At 67.5% G+C, this 22899-nt stretch carries 23 protein-coding genes and 1 pseudogene; 14 read left to right on the plus strand and 10 right to left on the minus strand.

Translation table 11 applies throughout. The features are described 5' to 3' along the window. On the plus strand, positions 1–76 hold a 76-nt coding region (locus A5760_RS27290; protein ID WP_231122602.1), incomplete at its 5' end, for a hypothetical protein. Between the two features lie 32 nt (positions 77–108). After that, on the plus strand, positions 109–1530 hold the full coding sequence (locus A5760_RS10810; RefSeq protein ID WP_064880500.1) for an acyl-CoA carboxylase subunit beta: 1422 nt from the start codon (positions 109–111) through the stop codon (positions 1528–1530). 6 nt (positions 1531–1536) lie between these two features. Here the strand turns inward: A5760_RS10810 and A5760_RS10815 are convergent, their stop codons facing one another. After that, on the minus strand, positions 1537–3141 hold the full coding sequence (locus A5760_RS10815; protein ID WP_064880502.1) for an FAD-dependent monooxygenase: 1605 nt from the start codon (positions 3139–3141) through the stop codon (positions 1537–1539). A gap of 136 nt (positions 3142–3277) precedes the next feature. Between A5760_RS10815 and A5760_RS10820 the strand changes: the two genes are divergently transcribed. After that, positions 3278–3700, plus strand: coding sequence for a hypothetical protein (locus A5760_RS10820; RefSeq protein ID WP_064880504.1), 423 nt, complete (start codon positions 3278–3280; stop codon positions 3698–3700). Positions 3701–3726: 26 nt separating this feature from the next. On the opposite strand, the gene A5760_RS10825 is transcribed toward A5760_RS10820, so the two are convergent. Continuing rightward, the gene (locus A5760_RS10825; protein WP_064880506.1) at positions 3727–5268 is read right to left on the minus strand and encodes a glycerol-3-phosphate dehydrogenase/oxidase; all 1542 of its coding nucleotides are present in this window, start codon (positions 5266–5268) and stop codon (positions 3727–3729) included. Next, a complete protein-coding gene (locus A5760_RS10830) occupies positions 5265–5834 on the minus strand; it encodes a TetR/AcrR family transcriptional regulator (RefSeq protein ID WP_064880508.1) in 570 nt (189 codons plus the stop codon). Before A5760_RS10830 ends, A5760_RS10825 begins: the two co-directional genes overlap by 4 nt. 47 nt (positions 5835–5881) lie before the next feature. Here A5760_RS10830 and A5760_RS10835 point away from each other — a divergent pair, with 47 nt between their 5' ends. After that, positions 5882–7462 (plus strand): FAD-binding oxidoreductase, encoded by a 1581-nt coding sequence (locus A5760_RS10835; protein WP_331237096.1) that lies wholly within the window; start codon positions 5882–5884, stop codon positions 7460–7462. Next, positions 7459–8385, plus strand: coding sequence for a diacylglycerol kinase (locus tag A5760_RS10840; protein ID WP_064880512.1), 927 nt, complete (start codon positions 7459–7461; stop codon positions 8383–8385). Before A5760_RS10835 ends, A5760_RS10840 begins: the two co-directional genes overlap by 4 nt. A gap of 85 nt (positions 8386–8470) precedes the next feature. On the opposite strand, the gene A5760_RS10845 is transcribed toward A5760_RS10840, so the two are convergent. The 3 genes from A5760_RS10845 to A5760_RS10855 all read right to left on the minus strand — a co-directional run bounded on the left by A5760_RS10845 (position 8471) and on the right by A5760_RS10855 (position 11012). Beyond that, positions 8471–8983 carry a DUF3145 domain-containing protein gene (locus A5760_RS10845; RefSeq protein ID WP_064880539.1) on the minus strand — a complete coding sequence of 171 codons (513 nt, stop codon included), beginning with the start codon at positions 8981–8983 and terminating at the stop codon, positions 8471–8473. A gap of 152 nt (positions 8984–9135) precedes the next feature. Then, the gene (locus A5760_RS10850; protein ID WP_064880513.1) at positions 9136–9954 is read right to left on the minus strand and encodes a serine hydrolase domain-containing protein; all 819 of its coding nucleotides are present in this window, start codon (positions 9952–9954) and stop codon (positions 9136–9138) included. Beyond that, entirely contained in the window at positions 9954–11012 is a 1059-nt protein-coding gene (locus A5760_RS10855) for a class I SAM-dependent methyltransferase (RefSeq protein ID WP_064880515.1), read from the minus strand. The genes A5760_RS10850 and A5760_RS10855 overlap by 1 nt, the downstream gene beginning before the upstream one ends. 103 nt (positions 11013–11115) lie before the next feature. Here A5760_RS10855 and A5760_RS10860 point away from each other — a divergent pair, with 103 nt between their 5' ends. The 4 genes from A5760_RS10860 to A5760_RS10875 all read left to right on the plus strand — a co-directional run bounded on the left by A5760_RS10860 (position 11116) and on the right by A5760_RS10875 (position 14562). Next, complete coding sequence (locus A5760_RS10860) at positions 11116–12201, plus strand: S-(hydroxymethyl)mycothiol dehydrogenase (protein ID WP_064880517.1); 1086 nt, start codon at positions 11116–11118, stop codon at positions 12199–12201. Beyond that, a complete protein-coding gene (locus A5760_RS10865) occupies positions 12201–12833 on the plus strand; it encodes an MBL fold metallo-hydrolase (protein ID WP_064880519.1) in 633 nt (210 codons plus the stop codon). Before A5760_RS10860 ends, A5760_RS10865 begins: the two co-directional genes overlap by 1 nt. A gap of 47 nt (positions 12834–12880) precedes the next feature. Next, positions 12881–13975 (plus strand): SAM-dependent methyltransferase, encoded by a 1095-nt coding sequence (locus tag A5760_RS10870; protein WP_064880521.1) that lies wholly within the window; start codon positions 12881–12883, stop codon positions 13973–13975. Positions 13976–14181: 206 nt separating this feature from the next. Beyond that, positions 14182–14562 (plus strand): hypothetical protein, encoded by a 381-nt coding sequence (locus A5760_RS10875; protein WP_064880541.1) that lies wholly within the window; start codon positions 14182–14184, stop codon positions 14560–14562. A 27-nt stretch (positions 14563–14589) separates the two neighbouring features. On the opposite strand, the gene A5760_RS10880 is transcribed toward A5760_RS10875, so the two are convergent. After that, positions 14590–16413 (minus strand): Hsp70 family protein, encoded by a 1824-nt coding sequence (locus A5760_RS10880; protein ID WP_064880523.1) that lies wholly within the window; start codon positions 16411–16413, stop codon positions 14590–14592. Between the two features lie 108 nt (positions 16414–16521). Next, the gene (locus tag A5760_RS10885; protein ID WP_064880525.1) at positions 16522–17607 is read right to left on the minus strand and encodes a dihydrodipicolinate reductase; all 1086 of its coding nucleotides are present in this window, start codon (positions 17605–17607) and stop codon (positions 16522–16524) included. Positions 17608–17698: 91 nt separating this feature from the next. Between A5760_RS10885 and A5760_RS10890 the strand changes: the two genes are divergently transcribed. The 4 genes from A5760_RS10890 to A5760_RS10905 all read left to right on the plus strand — a co-directional run bounded on the left by A5760_RS10890 (position 17699) and on the right by A5760_RS10905 (position 20517). Continuing rightward, on the plus strand, positions 17699–18046 hold the full coding sequence (locus A5760_RS10890) for an MmpS family transport accessory protein (RefSeq protein ID WP_196772058.1): 348 nt from the start codon (positions 17699–17701) through the stop codon (positions 18044–18046). A gap of 38 nt (positions 18047–18084) precedes the next feature. Beyond that, a complete protein-coding gene (locus A5760_RS10895; protein WP_064880529.1) occupies positions 18085–19392 on the plus strand; it encodes a cytochrome P450 in 1308 nt (435 codons plus the stop codon). A gap of 93 nt (positions 19393–19485) precedes the next feature. Next, positions 19486–20028: an ester cyclase gene (locus A5760_RS10900; RefSeq protein ID WP_064880531.1), complete on the plus strand. Its 543-nt coding sequence runs from the start codon at positions 19486–19488 to the stop codon at positions 20026–20028. Positions 20029–20064: 36 nt separating this feature from the next. Next, positions 20065–20517 (plus strand): hypothetical protein, encoded by a 453-nt coding sequence (locus A5760_RS10905; protein ID WP_064880533.1) that lies wholly within the window; start codon positions 20065–20067, stop codon positions 20515–20517. A gap of 5 nt (positions 20518–20522) precedes the next feature. Here the strand turns inward: A5760_RS10905 and A5760_RS10910 are convergent, their stop codons facing one another. Beyond that, positions 20523–22010 carry a flavin-containing monooxygenase gene (locus A5760_RS10910; protein ID WP_064880535.1) on the minus strand — a complete coding sequence of 496 codons (1488 nt, stop codon included), beginning with the start codon at positions 22008–22010 and terminating at the stop codon, positions 20523–20525. Positions 22011–22285: 275 nt separating this feature from the next. Continuing rightward, positions 22286–22528 carry a hypothetical protein gene (locus tag A5760_RS10915; protein ID WP_064880537.1) on the minus strand — a complete coding sequence of 81 codons (243 nt, stop codon included), beginning with the start codon at positions 22526–22528 and terminating at the stop codon, positions 22286–22288. A 235-nt stretch (positions 22529–22763) separates the two neighbouring features. Between A5760_RS10915 and A5760_RS27295 the strand changes: the two are divergent. After that, positions 22764–22899 (plus strand): annotated as a pseudogene (locus A5760_RS27295) (cutinase family protein); the annotation flags it as partial.

Genomic DNA, 22899 nt, shown 5'->3' on the forward strand with positions numbered 1-22899 from the left:
CAACTACGAGTACGCGATCAACAACTCGTTCGGCTTCGGCGGACACAACGTGGCCATCGCCTTCGGGCGGTACTGAACCGAGCAACACCGAATATCAGGAGACCTGCGATGACTATCACGGCCCCCGAGACGGTTGGCGAGTCGCTCGACCCTCGCGACCCGCTGTTGCGCTTGAGCACCTTCTTCGACGATGACACCGTCGAGCTGCTGCACGAGCGCGATCGTTCCGGCGTCCTTGCCGCCGCGGGGACCGTGAACGGTGTGCGCACCATCGCGTTCTGCACCGACGGCACCGTCATGGGCGGCGCGATGGGCATCGAGGGCTGCACGCACATCGTCAACGCCTACGACACCGCCATCGAGGAGCAGAGCCCGATCGTGGGTATCTGGCACTCCGGCGGGGCGCGGCTGGCCGAGGGTGTGAAGGCGCTCCACGCGGTGGGCCTGGTCTTCGAGGCGATGATCCGGGCGTCCGGCTACATCCCGCAGATCTCGGTGGTCGTCGGCTTCGCGGCCGGCGGCGCCGCCTACGGGCCGGCCCTGACCGACGTGATCGTGATGGCCCCGGACAGCCGGGTATTCGTCACCGGGCCCGACGTGGTGCGCAGCGTCACCGGCGAGGACGTGGACATGTGCTCGCTCGGTGGCCCGGAGACCCACCACAAGAAGTCCGGGGTGTGCCACATCGTCGCCGACGACGAGCTCGACGCGTACGAGCGTGGTCGCCGGTTGGTCGGGTTGTTCTGCCAGCAGGGGCATTTCGACCGCAACAAGGCCGAGGCCGGTGACACCGACATCCACGCGCTGCTGCCCGAGTCGGCGCGGCGGGCCTATGACGTGCGCCCGATCGTGACCGCGATCCTCGACGACGAGACGCCGTTCGACGAGTTCCAGGCCAACTGGGCGCCGTCGATGGTGATCGGTCTGGGCCGGCTGTCCGGCCGCACGGTCGGCGTGCTGGCCAACAACCCGCTGCGTCTGGGCGGTTGCCTGAACTCCGAAAGCGCCGAGAAGGCAGCACGTTTCGTGCGGCTGTGTGACGCCTTCGGCATTCCGCTGGTGGTGGTCGTCGACGTGCCCGGCTATCTGCCCGGTGTCGACCAGGAGTGGGGCGGCGTGGTGCGGCGCGGCGCCAAGCTGCTGCACGCGTTCGGCGAGTGCACGGTTCCGCGCGTCACGCTGGTCACCCGAAAGACCTACGGCGGGGCCTACATTGCGATGAACTCGCGGTCGCTGAACGCGACCAAGGTGTACGCCTGGCCGGACGCCGAGGTTGCGGTGATGGGCGCGAAGGCCGCCGTCGGCATTCTGCACAAGAAGAAGCTGGCCGCCGCGCCCGATCACGAGCGCGAAGCGCTGCACGACCAGCTGGCCGCCGAGCACGAGCGGATCGCGGGCGGCGTGGACAGCGCCATCGAGATCGGCGTGGTTGACGAGAAGATCGACCCGTCGCACACCCGCAGCAAGCTCACCGAGGCGCTGGCCCAGGCGCCCGCCCGCCGCGGCCGCCACAAGAACATCCCGCTGTAAGTCCGCTTACGCTTGCGGAGGTAGCGGGCCCAAGATCGCCGAAAGCGCTTGCCGCAGCTCCCCTTCGGGGTCGGCGGGAAGTTCGTCGGCGCGCCACCCGACGAAATCGTCCGGGCGGATCAGCAGCGCCCCGTCCGGCGGCAGTCCGGTGACCGCCGCCCACTCGTCGCTGTAGAAGCGATGCGCGGCCAGCGACGCCGAAGCCGCTGCCGCACACCATCGCTCGTCCCCGGACAGCACGGTGAATCGGGGTCCCAGCAGGTCGAGCGTCGAGACGCCCTCGCGCACCCAGACGTGCGGCACCCGGGTGCCGGGTTGGGCGCGCAATTCGTCCACCAGGCCGTCGCCGTCCGCATCGCGTGTCACGACCGCGGCCGAACGGTATCGGTATCCGATGAGCAGGGCGAACATCGAGCACTCTTCGTCGGCCGGCAGTCGCGGAGCGTCACCACCAGTCCGCAACAGGGATACCGTCGGCCCGGTGAGCGACTGGCGCGCGGCGAATCGGCCCACCGGATGACGCTCGGCGTGGTAGGTCGCCAACAGCTCGGGCGCGGCCACACCGTGCAGGACGGCGGCGAGTTTCCACGCCAGGTTGTGCGCGCTTTGAATGGCGGTGTTGGCTCCCCCAGCCTTGAACGGCGGCATGGTGTGCGCCGAGTCACCGACGAGAAATGCTCGCCCGCAATCGAATTGGTCGGCCACCCGCTCGTAGGGCTGCCACGCCGCGACCTCGATGATGTCGATGTCCATCGGCTCGCCGATCGCCTGGGTGAGCACCTCGCGGCAGCGCTGCGGGGTGAACTGCTCGGCCGACTCGCCGGCGCCGGGAAAGTACGTGGTGATGAACATGCCGAGATCGCCCTGGGCGACCAGGAAGATGCCGTCCACCTCGTCGTTCTTCACCTGCACGCCATCGCCGTCGTGCAACTCCGGGATGAACCGTCGCCACGGCGCGCGGAAGTAGATGAAGACGACGTAGATCGGCAGCGCACCGTATCCGGATGTGGTGATGCCCAGCCAATTACGGATCGGGCTGTGCACGCCGTCGGCGCCGACGAGATAGTCGGCGCGGATGGTCTCCGACTCCCCCGACTCCGCGTCGCGCACCACCGCGGTCACACCGGCTTCGTCCATCTCGATCGAGGACAGCTCCGTGCCGTAGCGCACGTCGCTGCCGCCTCGTCGCGCCGCATCGCGCAGGATCGGCTCGAGCCGGCTCTGCGGGCAATACTGTGCCGCCGGCTCGGGGCTGAGCTTGTCCAGGCCGGCGAAGATCGCCTCGACGTCGAGCGCCGGTTCTTCCGCGGCGCTGTTCAGCGTGGGCCTGACCACCATCGCCGAGACGTGCTCGGCGACCGCGCGCACCTCGTCGCCGAACCCCAGGCCGCGCAGCACTTCCGAGCTGCGGAAACTCAGATTGCGGGCCTTCGGATAGAGGAAGAATTCCCGTCGCTTTTCGACCAGTATCGAGCGGACCCCATGCTGGGCCAGCAGCGCCGACGTGGCCAGCCCACCGACGCCGGCTCCGACGATGAGCACCGGGACACGCGTAGCCAGCGCAATCACCTCCGCGCCTAGACAGACCACAATTGTGGTAGAGACTACCATTATGCATTGACTGTCATAATCTGCCTGGCTTGTTACGGAAATGCCAGCCGAGGGCCGTTGCGTGTCAGCAAGAGTGGGTAAACAACGCACCAGGGCGGCGTCAGTGGATCAGGTCTTAGACAGAAGGCGGCATCGGATGGTTCGTGAAGAAGGGGGCCGGTGGGACGTCGGCATCCAGAACAACGCGGTTTACCTGGCACGCATCTCTGAAAGCGACAAACGGATATTCGACGATTCGATATCAGCTGAAGAGGCCCGTGATCTCGCCGGCCTGTTGACGAAGTTCGCAGCCAAGCTCGAAGAGGCCGCGGATTCCGACACGAAGGACGACTCCAAGGACACCGAAGACACCGAGAAGTCCGAAGACAGCAAGGACTCCAAAGACAGCAAGGACACCGAAGAGAGCAAGAAGTCCGAAGACAGCGAGGACACCGAAGACTCGGAAGACACCGAGGACTCCGAGGACTCCGAGGACTCCGAAGACACTGAGGACTCCAAAGACAGCAAGAAGTCCGAGGACAACAAGGACACCGAGGACTCCGAGAAGTCGTCGAACTAGGTGCGGTCTGCACGCGCGAACGGTCTCTAGCCGAAGCGCGCCAGGAACTCCTCCGCGACAGCCACGGCCCGCTCCCGATCGCGCGCGACCAACCCGATCCGGGTCCGCCGGTCCAGGATGTCGGAGGCATCCAGCGCACCCTCATGGGTTATCGCATACGCGAATTCCGCTCTGCTGACATCGATTCCGTCCACGACCGACTCGGTCGGCCGGTCGCAGGCCGCGACGGCGACAACCTTGGGGGCCTCGGCGCCGTACCGCTGCACCAGCGACACCGGCAGCTCCGTATCCGTCGTGGCGATCACCCCGGGATTGGCCGGGGCCCCGATCAGCGGCAGGTTGCGGGTCCGGCATTTTCCGCCCCGCAGGCGCCGCGCCCGAATCGCGCGATCCAGCACATCCTGTGCCATGTAGCGGTATTCGGTCAGCTTGCCGCCGATCACGCTGATCACCCCGGACGCCGATTCCACGACCGCATGCTCCCGGGACACGTCGGCGGTGCGGCCTTCGCCGGTGTCGATCAGCGGCCGCAGCCCGGCGTAGGCGCCGATCACGTCGGTGGCGGTGAGCCCGGTGCCCAATGCGGTGTTCACCGTGTCCAGTAGGAACGTGATCTCTTCGACCGACGGCTCGGGCACATCCGGGATGGGACCGGGGGCCGCTTCGTCGGTCAGCCCCAGATAAATCCGGCCCAGTTGTTCGGGCATGGCGAAGACGAAGCGGTTGAGCTCGCCGGGAATCGGAATCGTCAGCGCCGCAGTCGGATTGCCGAAGGCCTGGGCATCGAAAACCAGATGCGTGCCGCGACTGGGCCGCAGCCGCAACGCGCCGTCGACCTCACCCGCCCACACCCCGGCCGCGTTGATGACCGCGCCCGCCGACACGTCGAACGATTCCCCCGCGCGCAGGTCGGTCAGTCGAACCGAGGTGCCCGTGGCCCCCGATGCCGACACCCGGGTCAGGATCCGCGCGCCGTGCTGCGCCGCGGTGCGCGCAACCGCGGTGACGAGTCGGGCGTCGTCGATCAATTGACCGTCGTAGGCGAGGATGCCGCCATCCAGCCCCTCGCGTCGCACGGTCGGCGCCATCTCCACGACGCGCTCGGCCGAAACCCGGCGCGAGCGGGGCAGGGTCGATGCCGGCGTGCCGGCGAGGAACCGTAGCGCGTCACCGGCCAGGAACCCGCCGCGCACCAGCACCCGCTTGCCCGGGCTCATCGACGGCAGCAGCGGCACCAGCTGGGGCATCGCGTGAACCAGGTGGGGAGCGTTGCGCGCCATCAAGATTCCGCGCTCGATGGCACTGCGCCGGGCGATGCCCACGTTGCCGGTCGCCAGGTAGCGCAGCCCGCCGTGCACGAGTTTGGAACTCCAGCGGCTGGTGCCGAACGCCAGGTCGTGTTTTTCCACCAGCGCCACGCGCAGGCCGCGGGCCGCGGCATCCAAGGCGATCCCGGCGCCGGTGATGCCACCGCCGATCACCACGACGTCCAGCGCCTCACCGTCGGCGAGCGCGGTCAGGTCGGCGGCGCGGCGGGCGCCGTTCAGGGCGGTCGGATCGGGGATCACGACAGGTATCCGTTCAGTGAGTAGGCGAGCTCGGTGGCCAGCGCGTCGGCGTCGAGCATCGGTTCGACGATCCGCGCCGACTGGATGGTCGATTGGGCGATCAGCAGCACCATGGTCGCCATCTGGACCGGGTCGCCGAGCCGGACGCTGCCGTGCCGCTGAGCCACCCGCAGTCGGGCGGCGAGGGCGTCGATCAACATGCGCTGGCTGGTCCCCAAGCGTTCGGTGATGTAGGTCGACGCGAGATCCGAGTGCAGCACCGACATCACCAATCGGTCCGCCCGCAACAGATCGGTCACTGTAACTATCTGTCGCACAAGCGATTCCCGATCGTTCCCGAGCAATGGGGCGTTGCGCATCACCTCGGTGATGTGCTGGGTCAGCAGCGCCGCCACGATCGACGGCGTGTCCGGCCACCGCCGGTACACCGTCGGCCTGCTGACGCCCGCGCGCCGGGCTATCTCGGCGAGGGTCACCCGGTCGACGCCAAAATCCACCACGCAGCTGGCGGCCGCCGCGAGGATGCGCTCGGCGGTATCCAACTTCTCGTTACGGATTGACAACATATGTAATACTGTAACGCATGACCGATCCCCAGGGGTTGTTGCCGCCGATGAAATGGAACGCGTGGGGAGACCCCGCCGCGGCCAAGCCACTGTCGGAGGGGATCCGGTCATTGCTGCAGCAGGCCGTGGGGGTCGAGGGGTCCCGCGCGGCCGAACTGCGATCCGACCAGGTGCAATTGCGCCCGTCGGCGTTGTCGCGGTCCGATCGGGACGCGCTGGCCGCCATCGTCGGCGCCGGATACTGCCGCACGACGGACCCCGATCGGTTGTTGCATGCGGGCGGCAAATCCACCATCGACCTGCTGCGTCGCAACGACCAAGGGGTCCAGGACGCGCCCGACGCCGTGTTGCTTCCCGGCGATGACGACTCCGTTGCCGCGATCCTGCGCCACTGCTCGCAGCATCGCATCGCCGTCGTCCCGTTCGGCGGGGGCACCAGCGTGGTCGGTGGGCTCGACCCCGACCGCGGGGAGTTCGCCGCCGTCGTCTCGCTTGATCTGCGCCGCTTCGACCAACTGATCTCACTGGACGACGTGTCCGGGCAGGCCGTTTTCGGGGCCGGGGTCACGGGACCGGAGGCCGAGCGCCTCCTTGGCGCACAAGGCTTTTCGCTCGGCCATTTCCCGCAGAGTTTTGAGTACGCCACCATCGGCGGCTTCGCCGCGACCCGCTCGTCCGGTCAGGACTCGGCGGGCTACGGCCGGTTCAACGACATGGTGCGCGGCCTGCGCGTGGTCACTCCGGTGGGCACCCTGGATCTGGGCCGCGCGCCGGAATCCGCCGCGGGCCCCGACCTGCGCCAGCTGTTGATCGGCTCGGAGGGCACCCTGGGCGTCATCACCCAGGTGCGGCTGCGCGTGCACCGCGCGGCGGAAGCCGTCCGCTACGAGGCGTGGTCGTTCCCCGACTTCGAGACCGGGGCCGCGGCCATGCGCGCCGTCACCCAAAACGCCACCGGCCCCACCGTCATTCGGCTCTCCGATGAGGCCGAGACCGGAGTCAACCTGGCCACCACCGAGGCGATCGGCGAATCCCAGATCACCGGCGGATGCCTGGCCATCACCATGTTCGAGGGCACCAGGGAACACGTCGAAAGCCGGCAGGCCGAAACCAGCGCGCTGCTCGCCGCCCGGGGCGGAACCTCATTGGGCGACGGTCCGGCGCAGGCCTGGGAGCGCGGCCGATTCGGCGCACCGTACCTGCGCGATTCGCTGCTCGCGGCGGGCGCGCTGTGCGAAACGCTGGAGACCGCGACCGACTGGTCCAATGTCTGTGCGCTGAAAGCCGCTGTCACCCAAGCACTTACCGAGGCGCTCGGCGCGACCGGCACGCCCGCGCTGGTGATGTGTCACATCTCCCACGTCTACCCCACCGGCGCATCGTTGTACTTCACCGTCGTCGCCGGGCAGCGGGGCAACCCGATCGAGCAATGGAAAGCCGCCAAAAAGGCCGCGTCGGATGCCATCATGGCCACCGGCGGGACCATCACCCACCACCATGCGGTCGGCGCCGACCACCGGCCGTGGATGCGCGACGAGATAGGCGAGCTGGGAGTGCAGGTGCTACGCGCGGTCAAGGCGACACTGGATCCGGCCGGAATTCTCAATCCCGGCAAGCTGATTCCGTGACAGCCGAGCTGCGCCGCCGAGAGATCGGCAAGGTGATCGCGCTGACCAACCCGGTGTCGGGCCACGGCGCCGCGATCCAAGCCGCCCAGCTCGCGATCGCCCGGCTGCACCGCCGCGGCGTGGAGGTCGTCGAAATCATCGGCGACAACGCGCAAGACGCCCGCCACCTGGTGGGCGCGGCCCTGGAAAAGGGCACCGATGCGGTCATGGTGACCGGAGGCGACGGCGTCGTCTCCAACGCCCTGCAGGTGTTGGCGGGCACCGACATTCCCCTGGGCGTGATTCCGGCCGGGACCGGCAACGACCACGCCCGCGAATTCGGCATCCCCACCAGGGACGCCGAGGCCGCCGCGGACATCGTTGTCGACGGCTGCACGGAATCCATTGACCTGGGCCTGATTCGGGACAGCGGTGGGGGCCAGAAATGGTTCGGCACCGTGGCCGCCACCGGCTTCGATTCCCTGGTCACCGATCGCGCCAACCGGATGAGCTGGCCGCACGGCCGGCTGCGCTATTACGTCGCGATGCTCGCCGAGCTGTCACAGCTGCGACTCCTGCCGTTCCGGATGGTGCTCGACGGCACCAAAGAGATCGACGCGGATATCACGCTCGCCGCCTTCGGCAACACCCGCAGCTACGGCGGCGGGCTGCAGATCTGCCCCGGCGCCGACCACACCGACGGCCTGCTCGACATCACCTTGGTGCACGAGGCCTCGCGCACCAAGCTGGTCCGCCTGTTCCCCACCGTGATGAAGGGCACCCACATCAACCTCGACGAGGTAAGCACGGTGCGGGCCAAATCCATCCACGTCGAGTGCCCCGGCATCAACGTCTACGCCGACGGCGACTTCGCCTGCGCGCTACCGGCCGAGATCTCGGTGGTTCCGCGCGCTCTGCAGATTCTGCGCCCGGCCAAGCCATAGCCCCGGTCCCCAGGGACCATCACCGCGTTCGAGAGTCGCTCATTTCTTCCGGGGAGGCGGCGCGAGCCTGCCGCAAGCCGATCGACTAACCCACGCCCCGGCTGAGCCAGGTCACCTCGCCGGCGTCGCCGCCGTCGCGGTAGGCCTCGAGCGCCTCGTCCCAGGCCGTGCCGAGCACCGAGTCCAATTCCGCGGCCAGGGTGTCGGCGCCCTGGGCCATCATCGCCCGCAGCCGCATCTCCCCGACCATGATGTCGCCGTTGGCGCTCATCGCCCCGCTCCACAGGCCGAGCTGCGGGGTGTGGCTGAACCGGTGGCCGTCGACGCCGGGGCTGGGGTCCTCGGTGACCTCGAACCGCAGCACGGACCAGGACCGCAGCGCGTTGGCCAGTTTGGCACCGGTACCCACCGGCCCGACCCAGTTGGTGACCGCGCGCAGCTGTCCGGGCATCGCCGGCTGGGGCGTCCAGGTCAGATTCGCCTTGGCACCCAGAGACGACGACAACGCCCACTCGACATGCGGGCAAACCGCCGCCGGCGACGCGTGCACGTACACCACGCCGGTCGTGACGTCGGCGAATTGATTCGACGCTCGCATTTCCTGCTCCTTCGGTTCCACCAGGGACGTCTTCCCCAACGACCTGCGGACCCGACAAACAGGGCAGCTTGCTTGAAATCTTCGATTTTTTGTGTGTCCTGCGTGTCTATTGTGCCTTGTGGTACCCCTGTTGCGCTAGTGTGCATTTCCCACTAGCTGTAATCGGCTATCACGGCGTCCGAAATCGCCGGCCACGGCCGCAGCGCCCACTCGCCGAAATCCCGGTCCGTGAGGACCACCAGCGCCAGGTCTTTTTCGGGATCTGCCCAGATGAAACCGCCTGCCTGGCCAAAATGGCCGTACGTCCGCGCGGAATTCTGCGCGCCCGTCCAGTGCGGCGATTTCGTGTCCCGGAGCTCGAAACCCAGCCCCCAATCGTTGGGTCGCTGCACCCCGTAACCGGGCAGAACGCCGTCCAGACCGGGAAACTGCACCGTCGTCGCCTCGGCATGCATGCCCTGCGAGACCGTCGCCGGGCGCAGCAGGTCCCCGGCGAACGCCGCCAGGTCGGCCACCGTCGACCTCGCCCCGAATCCGGCGGCCACCGCGCCGCCGTGCAGCCGGGTCGCCGCCATGCCCAGCGGCTCGCACACCGCCTCGGTCAGGTAGCGCGCAAACTCGATGCCGGTCTCGCGCTCCACGGTCTGGCCCAGCACGGTGAAGCCCTGGTTGGAGTAGATCCGCCGGGCGCCGGGCGCGGCCAGCACCCGGTCGTCGTGCATCGACAGACCCGAGGTGTGGGCGAGCAGGTGGCGGACGGTCGCGCCGGGCGGGCCGGCCGGCGCGTCGAGCTCGACCGCGCCTTCCTCGATGGCGACCTGCACGGCCCGGGCCGCCAGCGGCTTGGTCACCGAGGCCAGCTCGAACACCCGCTCGGTGTCGCCGTGGCTGGCCAGCGCGCCGCCCGGACCAACCACCGCTGCGGCGGCGGCCCCGACCGGCCAGTCGTTCAGGGCATCGAGGGCCGCCATCACTTCCGGGCGATGTAGTAGTTGTTGATCGGGTCCGACTCGATCTCGGCCACGCTCACGTCGCCGAACCCGGCATCGCCCAGCATCGAGACCGCGAGTTGCGTCCCCCAGGCGGTGCCCAGTCCGGCGCCGTCCAGCGCCAGTGACACCGTCATGCAGTGCATCAGCGACGTCGTGTACAGGTAGGTGCTCATCGGGACGCCGACGTTCTCCTCGAGTCGGCTCGACGCCTTGATGTCGGCCATCAGCAGCACACCGCCGGGCCGCAGCGCCCGGTAGATGTTCTCCAGGACCCGCGCCGGCTGCGCCTGATCGTGGATGGCGTCGAAGACGGTGATGACGTCGTAGGCATCCGCCTTGTCCAAATCAGCGAGATTGTGGCTTTCGAAGCCCGCGTTGGACAGGCCCCGCTCGGCGGCCTCCGCGATCCCGGTGGCGATGGCCTGCTCGGAAAAGTCGATACCGGTGAAGCGGCTGGCCGGAAACGCTTGTGCCATCACGTTGATGGCGTGTCCGCTGCCGCAGCCGAAATCCGCCACGTCGGCTCCGGACCGCAGCCGCTCCACGAGGCCGTCCGCCAACGGCAGCACCACGTCGACCAACGCCGTGTCGTACACGACGCCACTCTGCTCGGCCATCAACGCGTGAAAGCGGGGAAACTCGCTGTACGGCAACCCGCCCCCGGCGCGGAAGCAACCGATGATCTTTTGTTCGACCTCGGCGAGCACCGGAACGAGCAGGGTCACCAGGGCCAGGTTGTCCGGTCCGGCTTCGCGCGTCAGCACCTTGGCGCGCTGCGCGGGCAACGAGTAGGTCGCGGTGTCAGGGTCGTAGTCGACGACGCGTCCGGTGGTCATGCCGGCCAGCCACTCCCGGACGTAGCGTTCGTTGAGTCCGGCCGCCGCGGCGATCTGTTCGCTGGTGGCCGGCGCCTGCCCGGCCATCGTGTCCAGCAGCCCGGTCTGATGCCCGATGCTGAGCAATAGCGTCAGGCTGGCGCCGTCGATGGCCGCGGTGATTCGTTCGGTGAATTCTTCGGTGGTCTCCAAAGCCGTCACGCCCAGGGACGCTACACCCGGTCGATGGCCGGCCGGTTGCCAACAGCGGATGGGTGGACAACCCGCCGCGAGATGTATGGCGGCGGTCAGTAGGTTGGAGCCCATGAGTCAGACAGTGCGCGGCGTGATTTCACGCAAGAAGGGCGAACCCGTTGAATTGGTGGACATCGTCGTCCCGGATCCCGGGCCCGGGGAGGCTCTGGTCGACGTCATCGCCTGCGGGGTGTGCCACACCGACCTGACCTACCGCGAGGGCGGCATCAACGACGAGTATCCCTTCCTGCTCGGCCACGAGGCCGCCGGCCGGGTCGAGGCCGTCGGCCCGGACGTGACCGCCGTCGCGCCGGGCGACCTCGTGATCCTGAACTGGCGCGCGGTCTGCGGGCAGTGCCGGGCGTGCAAGCGCGGCAGGCCGCACCTGTGCTTCGACACCTTCAACGCCACACAGAAGATGACGCTGACCGACGGCACCGAGCTCACGCCCGCGCTGGGCATTGGCGCGTTCGCCGACAAGACGCTGGTGGCCGCAGGCCAGTGCACCAAGGTCAATCCCGAGGCCGATCCCGCGGTCGCGGGCCTGCTCGGATGCGGGGTGATGGCCGGGCTGGGCGCGGCGATCAACACCGGCGCGGTCACCCGCGACGACACCGTCGCGGTAATCGGTTGTGGCGGAGTCGGCGACGCCGCGATCGCCGGCGCGGCGCTGGTGGGCGCCCGGCGCATCATCGCCGTCGACACCGACAACACCAAACTGGACTGGGCCCGCAAGTTCGGCGCCACGCACACCGTCAACGCCCGCGAACTCGACGTGGTCAAGACCATTCAGGACCTCACCGACGGTTTCGGCGCCAACGTGGTGATCGACGCGGTGGGCCGGCCCGAAACCTGGAAGCAGGCCTTCTACGCCCGCGACCTCGCCGGAACCGTTGTGCTGGTGGGTGTTCCGACCCCCGACATGCGCTTGGACATGCCGCTGGTGGACTTCTTCAGCCACGGCGGTGCGTTGAAGTCGTCGTGGTACGGCGATTGCCTGCCCGAACGCGACTTCCCCACCTTGATCGACCTGTATCTGCAGGGCCGGCTGCCGCTGGAGCAGTTCGTCTCCGAGCGCATCGGGCTCGGCGACGTGGAAGAGGCGTTCCACCGGATGCACGGCGGCGAGGTGCTGCGGTCGGTGGTGGTGCTCTGATGGCGGGCATCGAACGGCTGGTCACCCACGGCACCTTCGAACTCGACGGTGGCAGTTGGGAAGTCGACAACAACATCTGGATCGTGGGTGACGACTCCGACGTGGTGGTGTTCGACGCCGCGCATTCCGCCGAGCCGATCCTGCAGGCGGTGGGTAGGCGCAATGTGGTCGCGGTGGTGTGCACCCACGGCCACAACGACCACGTCACCGTGGCACCCGAACTGGGCGCGGCGCTGGACGCCCCGGTGCTGTTGCATCCCGGCGACGACGTGCTGTGGCGAATGACTCACCCGGACAAGGACTTCCGCACCATCGCCGACGGTGACACGCTCGACGTCGCCGGCACCGAGCTGCTGGCCCTGCACACGCCGGGCCACTCCCCCGGATCGGTGTGCTGGTACGCCCCGGAGCTGGGCCCCACAGGCGTCGTGTTCAGCGGGGACACCCTGTTCTCCGGCGGCCCGGGCGCCACCGGGCGCTCCTACTCGGACTTCCCGACCATCCTGCAGTCGATCTCCGGCCGGCTCGGGACGTTGCCCGGCGACACCGTGGTGCATACCGGCCACGGCGACAGCACCACCATCGGCGACGAAATCGTGCACTACGAGGAATGGGTGGCCCGCGGCCACTGACTCGTCCACGCCGAACTGCCAACCGGTTCGGCCTCTATCGTTGACCCATGCCGCCTGAACCCCGGATGCCCGAATCGAGCATTGTGGTGCGGCCCGAGCCTGACTACACCGAGGCGTCGCGGCTGCGGGCCGCCGGGTTGGCGCAGGCGATAGCGGCGTTCGAGCGAGCCGCCGAACAGGTGACGCTGCCCAGGGCTCCGCAGCCGATCGTCATCGCCGACTACGGCGCGGCCAACGGCCACAATTCACTCAGGCCGCTGTCGGCGGGCATCGCGGTGCTGCGTCGCCGTACCCGCCACGATCACGCAATCCTGGTGGCGCACACCGATGTACCGGGCAATGACTTCGCTGCGCTGTTCGAGACGGTGCACGACGACCCGGAAAGCTACCTGCACTCCGACACGGCGACGTTCACCTCGGCGGTCGGCCGTTCGTTTTATGACCAGATCGTGCCGTCCAAGACGGTCAACCTGGGCTGGACGTCGTGGGCGACGCAGTGGCTGAGCCGAACTCCCTGCGAGGTGCACGATCACGTGCACGTCTCGCGCAGCAGGGACGCCGCCGCGCACTCGGCCTACGCCGACCAGGCGGCGCTGGACTGGCATAACTTCGTCGCCTTCCGCGGCCGGGAGTTGGCCCCCGAGGGCCGCCTGGTGGCGCTTACGCTGGCCGCCGACGAAGACAACACCGCGGGCTTCGCCCCGCTGCTCGACGCCATCCGGGAGGCGCTGGACGATCAGGCGCGCGAGGGTCTGCTGAACTCGGATGAGTTGCGGCGCATGGCGATTCCCACCTTTGCCCGTGGCGAGAAGGATTTTCGTGCCCCGTTCGCGCCGAAGGGTCGGTTCGAAGGCCTGATGATCGAGCACCTCGAGATGTTCAACGCCGAGGACCGGTTCTGGGCGCGCTACCAGTTAGACCACGACGCAGAGGCTTTCGGCGCGCAGTGGGCGGCCTTCGCCCGGTTCGCGCTGTTTCCCTCCCTGGTGGCCGCGCTCGACGGTGGGTTCCACGACGAGCGGGCGGCGCAATTCGTCGAGCGGCTGGCGCCCGCGGTGGCCGAACGTCTGTCCAGCGCTCCCGAGCCGATGCGGATTCCGCAGGCCGTGGTCGTGCTGGTAAAGCGCGACGCACGGCGCTGATGAGAGTTTCGGCACATCCGCGCAGCGGGTAACCCCTTGCAATCGTCAACCTGCGACTGCAAGGGGGTAGACGCATGAGCGTGCAGGACGATAAAGGGACTGAGGGCGACAAGGCTACTGAGGACGACAAGGAGCCTAAGGACGATAGGGCGAGTGCTCGAGCCGAACGAGCTGATCAAACTGGCGGAAAGGATGATGAGCAACCGCTGACCGAGAAGCCCGAGCCGGACGAGGACGACAAAAAGAAGGCCTCCGAGATGATGGATGCCTACAAAGAAAAGCCGACGATCGTGCTGCCCGGCACCGGCGGCAGCGTGTCCGGCACCGCGGTCAACGAGTGGCTGGACGAGGACGGCAATCCCAGACACGAAGAACCCGAGGGCTCGGATGCCCGGGACTCGGATGCCCAGGACTCTGATGCCCAGGACTCTGATGCCCAAGAGAAGGGCGACGGCCAGCGCGACGAAGAGGCGCTGAAGGAGCAGATCGAAAAGGACAAAGCCCTCAACGAGAAGCTGAGAGAAGCCGCCCAGGAGGAGAACAAGGGCGAAAAGGGTAAAAAGGGCGAAAAGGGCGAAAAGGGTTGAGCTGAACCCGAATTGACAACGTGGGACTCAGTGAGCGGGTATCGGCCCCAATGCGGTGATGCCCAGGTTGCCCTCGATCTCCTGAATGATCTGGTTGACGCGGTCGAGCCCGGGAATGGGTTCGTTGACGCCTGGAACGGGTGGGATCGGCGGGGCCGCCACTTTGCGTGGAGCCGCCGGACGGGCGGGCGCGGGCGGTGGCGCCGCCTGAGGAGTCGCCCGGGGCGTGGTGGTCATCGGCGTCTCGGTCTCGGCCGGCGGGGTGGTATCGGAGGTTGACGGCACCGGAACGTCCGGTGGCGGTGGGGCGGGCTCGGCAGTCGCGCTGTGGGGTGCCGGGGGCGGGGCCGCCGGCGTCGCACTCAACGCCGGCGTTGGCGTGGTCGCCGACTTATTCTGCGCGGTCAGCCCGATTGCCACGGCGGTTCCCACCAGCAGCACCGCCGCGACGGTGATGATGATCGCCGCCGCCGGCAGCAGATGCCAGCGCGACACCAGCCGCTTGCGTGTGACGGCTTCGGGCGCGGCCTCAACCGATCCAGCTGCGGGTTCGGCCGCCCCGGTCGCCGCATCGGGGTCCGGCCCGGAATACCCGGCGGCGGTGACCCGCGAGTTGTGCCCGGTGGCCGACCAGGCCCGGGCCAGCTCGGCCTGTGTCGGGTCGGCCGGCGGCGCCTGCGTGGTCGCGGTCGCTTCGGGGCGCGATGCCGGCCGCACCGATGCCCGAGCCGTCGCGGGCGCGGCCGGCGCCGAGAGCGTCGCGGGCATGGCCGGCGCGGCGGGCGCTGAGAGCGTCGCGCCGGCATCGCCGGGACCGTGCGCGACCCGCAACGCGGCGCCTAGCGCGGGCGTGAATTGCGGGCGCGGCGTCGTGGCGACGGGCACGCGAAAGTGCCGCGACAGCGCGGTGGTGACGGTCGGCAGGTTCGCCCCGCCGCCCGTCGAGACCACCGCGACGAGATCACGGATTCCGTTGCGCGCCAAGGCTTCATCCAATGCCGAGATCGCGCTGTCCAGCGAGGGGCGGATCGCGTCGTCAAGTTCGTGCCGGGTGAGCCGGATTTCGCCGCTCGTCCCGGTCAGCCCGTCGGTCAGCGTCGCGACCGTGCCCGAGGAGAGCTGTTCCTTGGCGATCCGGCATGCGCTGCGCAGCCGGCTCAGCGAGCCGATCGCCGCGTTGCCGGACGGGAACGCACCGGTGGTCGGCATGTTGGCGATGACGGCGCCCAGCAACGCCTGGTCGATCAGGTCGCCGGAGAAATCGCGGTGCCGAACGGTCGGGGCCAACGCCCGGTAGTCGCCGTCGGCGTGCATCAAGGTGATGTTGGTGCCGCTGCCGCCGAAATCGCAGACCGCGACGGTTCCGCGCGGCGGAATGCCCGGGCTGGTCCGCACGGCGAGCAGCGTGGCCGCGGCGTCGGGGATCAGCAGGATCGGGCGCGTGCGTCGCGACCATTCGGGGATCTCGCTCAGGGCGGCGCCGAGGGCCTCCACCGCGGGTGACTCCCAGTGGGCCGGATAGGTGACCGCGATGTCGTCGGGCAGGGCGCGTCCGCCGGTGGCGGCATACGCGAGCGCACGCAACCCGTCGGCGACCAAGACCTCGCTGCGGTGCACCGAGCCGTCGACCGCCACGACGCCACGCGGGTCTCCGACCCGGTTGACGAAGCCGGTGATCACCACGCCGGGACCCTGCAATCGTGGGTTCTCCGCGGGGATGCCGATCTCGGCGGGACGCTCCGGGTACAGCGTCAGAACGGGTTTGCGGGTGATGGCGTTGTCGGCGGTGACGGCCGCCAGGTTGGTGGCGCCTATCGATAAGCCCAGCGCGGTCCCGACTCCATTGGCCATATCCCGATCCCCGTCTCCGCCGCGCCGACTCGCATCCGGCTAGCCGTTATTGTGCCGCCAAAACCTGTATTCCGTGTCAGCGGCAGCTATGCGCCCGCTGTGCGCCGGTCATCGGATGCTGCCTTCGCCGGCGATCAGCGGAAGGTCGAGCGGGGTGACCCAGCCCGGTCGCAGGTCGTTGACCGCCGGAACCGCGTTGAGCGCCCGCAGGCCGGTCGCCAGGCATCCGGCCGCGGCCGCATCCCGGCCCGAGCCGTCGGTGAACCGGAACGCGGTCTCCTGGAAGATGCTCGGGGTCCCCTCGATGTCCACGCGGTAGACGTCGTTGTCGTGGCCGGTCGGCCAGTCCGGGGCGGCGTCCAGCCCGATCCGGTTGACGTGTTCGAGCTGAATGCGCGTCTCACCCTGGTAGACGCCGTTGATGGTGAACCGGACGGCGGCCACGTGCCCTGGTTTGATGACCCCCCTGGCCGAATTGCGCTCGGTGGGTGTCACCCACTTGTCCCAGGTGGTGGTGATTTCGTCGAGCATGATGCCGGCGGCGTGCGCGATCATCGGGACCGTGGCGCCCCACGCGAAGATCAGCATGTCGCGGTCTTCCAGCATCGGCTTGAACTCCGGCTCGCGGCCGATGCCCATCTCGAATTCGTAGTCGCCCTCGTAGTTGGTGTAGTCCAGCAGCTCGGAGGCGCGTACCCGGCGCACCTCGGAGCACAGCCCCATCAGCGTCATCGGGAACAGGTCGTTGGCGAATCCGGGGTCGATGCCGGTGGTGAAGCAGGACGACTCCCCCAGCTCGCAGGCCTCGGTGATGGGCTGGATCCAGTTCGGCGGGTTGAGGCTCATGGTCGGCCAGACCCACGGGGTCATCGCGGTCGAACACACGTCGATGCCGGCCCGCAGGAACCGGGTGATCAGCGAGATGTTCTCCTTGGCGTGCATCGCCGTCGGGCCGTAGTGCACCAGCGCGTCGGGTTTCAATGCGATCAGGGCGTCGATGTCGTCGGTGGCGGCGATGCCGACCGGGTCGGGCAGCCCGCAGATCTCGCCGACGTCGCGGCCGACCTTGGCGGGATTGCTGACGCCGACGCCCACCAACTCGAACAACGGATGCTTCACGATCTCGGCGATCACCATCTTGCCGACGAAGCCGGTTCCGTACACCACCACACGCTTTGAGCCGCGTTCGGACATGCCTTGACGCCACCTTTCCGGTCACCAGCCCCCTGCTTCGGGCTTCACCATAAGCTTCCCTACCGTCGCTCGTGGTGACACGATGCAATTCATGACGAAGCACCTCGCCGGACCGTCGGTCCTGTTGGCCGTCGGTTTCGGGTTCGCGAACGCATGCGGCGTAGCGCACGCCCTTCCCCAGATGCCGAAGGTCCGCTACGAGATCAACGGGCCCGCTGTCGCCGAGTTCATCTACTACCAAACCGACACCGGGCAGCTGCATCAGGCGAATGCACCGCTGCCCTGGTCGACGGAGTTCACCGGCTATGGCGGCGAGGTGTTCACCATCAGCGCGCAGGGACCGGGCCCCATCTCCTGCAAGATCTTGCTCGACGGCAACGTGGTGAGTGCCGCGACGGCCACCACCGGTGCGCCCGCCAGAACCGTCTGCACGCACTGACCCAGCACTCCCCATTTGCACGACGTAAGGAGGTCTCGGTGAGCCTCAAGACGGGTCACAAGAAGGGCCTGGCGCCGCGGACGAACGGGGCGCCACCGCCCGACATTACGCTCGCCGACGTCCATCTCGACTCGCTGGACTTCTGGGCGTTGGACGACGACTTCCGTGACGGCGCGTTCGCCACCCTGCGCCGCGAGGCACCGATCTCGTTCTGGCCCGCGGTCGAGTACGAGGGTTTCGAGCCGGGCGACGGGCATTGGGCGCTGACCAAACACGACGACGTGCATTTCGCCAGCCGTCACCCGGACATCTTCAGCTCCAGCCCCAACATCACGATCAACGACAACACCCCGGAGATCAGCGAGTACTTCGGCTCGATGATCGTGCTCGACGATCCGCGTCACCAGCGGCTGCGCTCGATCGTCAGCCGCGCGTTCACCCCGAAGGTCGTGGCGCGCATCGAGGCCTCGGTCCGCGAGCGGGCCCGGCGGCTGGTCGCGTCGCTGATCGCCAATCATCCCGCGGGGGAGGCGGAGCTGGTCAACGAGCTCGCCGGTCCGCTGCCGTTGCAGGTCATCTGCGACATGATGGGCATCCCCGAAGAGGACCATCAGCGCATATTCCATTGGACCAACGTCATTCTCGGGTTCGGCGACCCGGATCTGGCGACGGATTTCAATGAGTTCCTCCAGGTCTCGATGGATATCGGCGCCTACGCCAGCGCGCTGGCCGAGGACCGGCGGTCCAATCACCACGACGACCTGACCACCAGCCTGGTGGAAGCCGAGGTCGACGGCGAACGGCTGTCGTCGACTGAGATCGCGTCGTTCTTCATCCTGCTGGTGGTGGCTGGCAACGAGACGACGCGCAATGCGATCAGCCACGGTGTGCTGGCGCTGTCGCGCTACCCCGCCGAGCGGGAGAAGTGGTGGTCCAACTTCGACCGCCTGACCCCCACCGCCGTCGAGGAGATCGTGCGGTGGGCGTCCCCGGTGGTCTACATGCGGCGCACCCTGACCCGGGACTTCAAGCTCAGCGGCACCAGGATGAAGGCCGGCGACAAGGCCACGCTGTGGTACAACTCGGCCAATCGCGACGAGTCGACGTTTGAGAATCCCTGGGTTTTCGACGTGGCGCGTACCCCCAACCCGCACTTCGGCTTCGGCGGCGGCGGTGCCCATTTCTGCCTGGGCGCCAACCTCGCTCGTCGCGAGATCAGGGTCGTCTTCGACGAATTGCGCCGCGAGATACCCGACATCGTCGCGACGGATGAACCCGCGCGGCTGCTGTCGCAGTTCATCCACGGCATCAAAACCCTGCCGGTGGCCTGGAGCCCGCCGCGGTAGCGCCGCATCCGGAATCGACTCTGCCGGAGGGTGTATCGCTGTGTCGAATCCGCAAGCGCATGCGCTAGCGGATTCCGGGATTACGCTGACCCCGTGACCATTCCCGCGTTTCCCGCCGCCGAGGTGCTGGCCGCCCGCCAGAAACTCGTCCTCGACCACTTCCATGACGAGGTCCGCCAGGCCTGGGATGACGTCTTGGCGACCTTCCCGCATCCGCGCTACGAGCTGATCCCCCAGATGCTGGTGCACGACGGCGATGCGGCGGTGCGCGACTACTACGCCTATACGCGAACCGCATTTCCCGACCAGGACCACGAAATCATCGCGCTGCGCCACAGCGCCGACGCGGTGATCGTCGAATTCTGGCTGATGGGCACGCACCGCGGCTACTTGGGCAAGGTCCCGCCCACCGGCAGCCGATTCCGCGTCCGCATGACCGCATACTTCGTCTTCGATGACACCGAAACCCTTGTCTGCGAACGCATTTACTTCGACACGCTGACCATGATCAAGCAGCTCCTGGGCGGACTGGACATGAAGAAGCCGGCGAACTGGTGGCTGGCCGCGCGGTGCCTTCGCGGGTTCTTGTCGATGTCGTCGGAAAAACCGGACCCGGCGCTGACCAACACCCCCTAAACTCCACCGCTAAGGGACGGAGCGAGGGAGGCTGCGATGCGGTTTTCAAGCCTTCACACGGTCTGCGGCGTCACCGCCGTGGCCATGTTGGGTTCCTGCGCGATGGCCACCGCCGCGCCATTACCACCGGGCTCGCACACCGAGAAGTGGATCGACCTGCGGGCCGGCGAATGCGTGACCGATCTGCCGCCTGCCGACGGGAGCCGAGTCAACGTCACCGTAGTCGATTGTGCGACAGCGCATTCAGCCGAGGTGTATCTGCGCGCTCCGATGGCCGTCGACTCAGCCATCGCCACCGTCGCCAATCGCGATTGCGCGGCCGGATTCGCCCCGTACACCGGCCAACCCGTTGACCGCGGCCGGTTTTCGATCACCTATCTCATCGACTCGAACCAGGACCGCACCGGCGCCAATCCCACCCCGAGCACCGTCATCTGCCTAGTGCAGTCCGCCAACGGGCAAACGTTGATCGGATCAGCGCACCACTGAGGCGCCTAGGCGATCACGTAGTCGCTGAACGGGAACGTCACGGCTTCCCGCACCGAGTTCAGCGTCGACGTCGGCCGCAGCAGCGACGCCTCACCGCTGGGACTGAAGTAGTACGAGCGCGACGTGGCGCAGTTGCCGGAGTAGAACACGGAGCTGTCCAGCCGCTTGGTCATCCGCTCCATGAACCGGTCGTTGGCCTCTTCGGTCACCTCGAAGGTCGTCGCACCGCGGCGTTTGACCTCGCCGAGCAGTCGGCCTATGTGGCGCATCTGGTATTCGATGGTGTGGAAGAAGGACAGTCCGGAGAAGGCGAACGGACTGGCCAGACTCAAGTAATTGGGGAAGTACGGCATGGACAAGCCCTGGTATGCCTGGAACCGGGTCTCCCGCCACCACTTGCCCAGGTTTCGCCCCTTGCGGCCAACCACCTCGATGGCCGGGAAGTTGGCCTCCCACAGGTCAAAACCGGTCGCCAACACCAGGGTGTCGATGAGGGTCTTACGCCCGTCGACGGTGACGATGCCGTCCGCCTCGATCCGCGCGATCGAGTTGGTCTCCAAATGCACGTGGGGCGCGCTGAAGACGCGGTAGAAGGTGTTGGAAAAGGTCGGCCGCTTGCAGCCGAGGTCGTAGTCCGGCGTCAACCTGGCGCGCAGTTCCTTGTCCCGGATCCACCGGAATCGGTTGATCTTGGCCAGGTCGGAGGCGGAAATGTTCCCCCGCCCCCGCGACTCCCGAAAATGCAGCGCCATGACGACCATGATGATCTCGAGGATGACGTCGCTCACCCACCGCAGCGCCCGCTGCGCGGCCGGCACCCGCGCGAATAGGCGTCGCATCGGCGGGGAGATCGGGAAATCGAACTTGGGAATCACGTGGGTCGCGGTGCGCTGGTAGACGGTCAGCTCCGCGGCCTCTTTGGCCAGCTCCGGGATGACCTGCACGGCGGATGCGCCGGTCCCGATGACCGCGATACGCCGCCCGTCGTAGCGGTAGTCGTGGTCCCACGCGGTGGTGTGGACCACCTTGCCTTCGAAGCTCGCGACGCCCGGGATATCCGGCATCCGCGGCTGAGACAGGAATCCGGTCGCCGTGATCAGGAAGCGGGTCGTCAGCGTTTCGCCGCCTGCCAGCGACACCCGCCACACCGCGGCTTCCTCGTCCCACTGGGCGCCTTCCACGGTCGTGTTGAACCGCATGTGGCGGCGCACGTCGTACTTGTCGGCTACCTCCGCGGCGTACTGCTTGACCTCGGCGCCCGGCGCGAACAGCCGTGACCAGTCCGGTTTGGGTTCGAACCAGTACGAGTAAGTGGTCGACGGGATGTCGACGGCGATGCCCGGGTAGTGGTTGATATGCCAGGTTCCGCCCAAGTCGTCCTCGCGGTCAAACATGACGAAGTTGTCAAACCCGAGGCGCTTGAGCTGAATTGCGGCGCCGATGCCGCCAAAACCCGCACCCACGATGATGGCGTCGAAACGGTCTGTGCTCACAGCCTTGCTCCGTGCTACCTGTTCCCATACTTAACGAATAATAAGCTTTCACTAAGATACGCAACTCTAATAGGCTCCGCCGACAGGCGCACTCGAGCTTTGCCAGTATGTGACCTTGCCGACACCTTCGCGGTAATCATTGGCGGCTCTATCAGACGCGATGGCCCCGCGCCCAACTGTGCAAACGCCGAAACGACCAAGTCTTGAGCGACCCTGGGTCGCGATCAAGCCGGTCGGATTTGCTCGGACCGAAGCCATGACAGCTGGCGGGGTTCTTATCTTGTGGCCGGCCCGGCTGTACGCGTTTCCTGCAATTTGCCCAGCAATTCGTGGCATCGCCGGGCGCGGTCGGAGTCTTGCGCCATCACATCGCTGAAGAACGACGCGACGTCATCGAGGCCGGCGTTCTTCGCGTCGCGCACGTACTGGCCGTAATCGTGCCCCGCTTTGAGTGAGTGATACTGAAGGGAAATAAGATCGAAGGTCACGTCGTCGAAACCCGTTTCACCCGTTGCCATGTCGCCACCCTTCTGACAGTGAGCGCCAGATCTGGTACTCGCCGTCTCCGGCTACCCTGAATGGACAACACCAAACGACGGCTTAAAGTGTTTTTTGTAGGCAACCCGACACGCAATGGCTGCGTCGGTCCGATGGCGGCGACGCCGCCGCTATCGACCGCCTGTCGCTGCGCCCCGGTCTACAGGAAAACATCACCAAATAGTTGGCAACTTGACAGTTTCGGGAGGGGCTACCATGGGCATTTCGGACGCCATGATCGCACGTCACATCGTTCGTTCCCTCGGTTCAGCAGTAGTTCTCGCAGCGTCGGGCGTGGCCGTGTCGGCCTTGTCCACTTCCGTTATCCCCTCCGCCTCGGCCCAGTGTCCGG

The sequence above is a fragment of the Mycobacterium colombiense genome, from assembly GCF_001665835.1.
Taxonomy (GTDB): domain Bacteria; phylum Actinomycetota; class Actinomycetes; order Mycobacteriales; family Mycobacteriaceae; genus Mycobacterium; species Mycobacterium colombiense_A.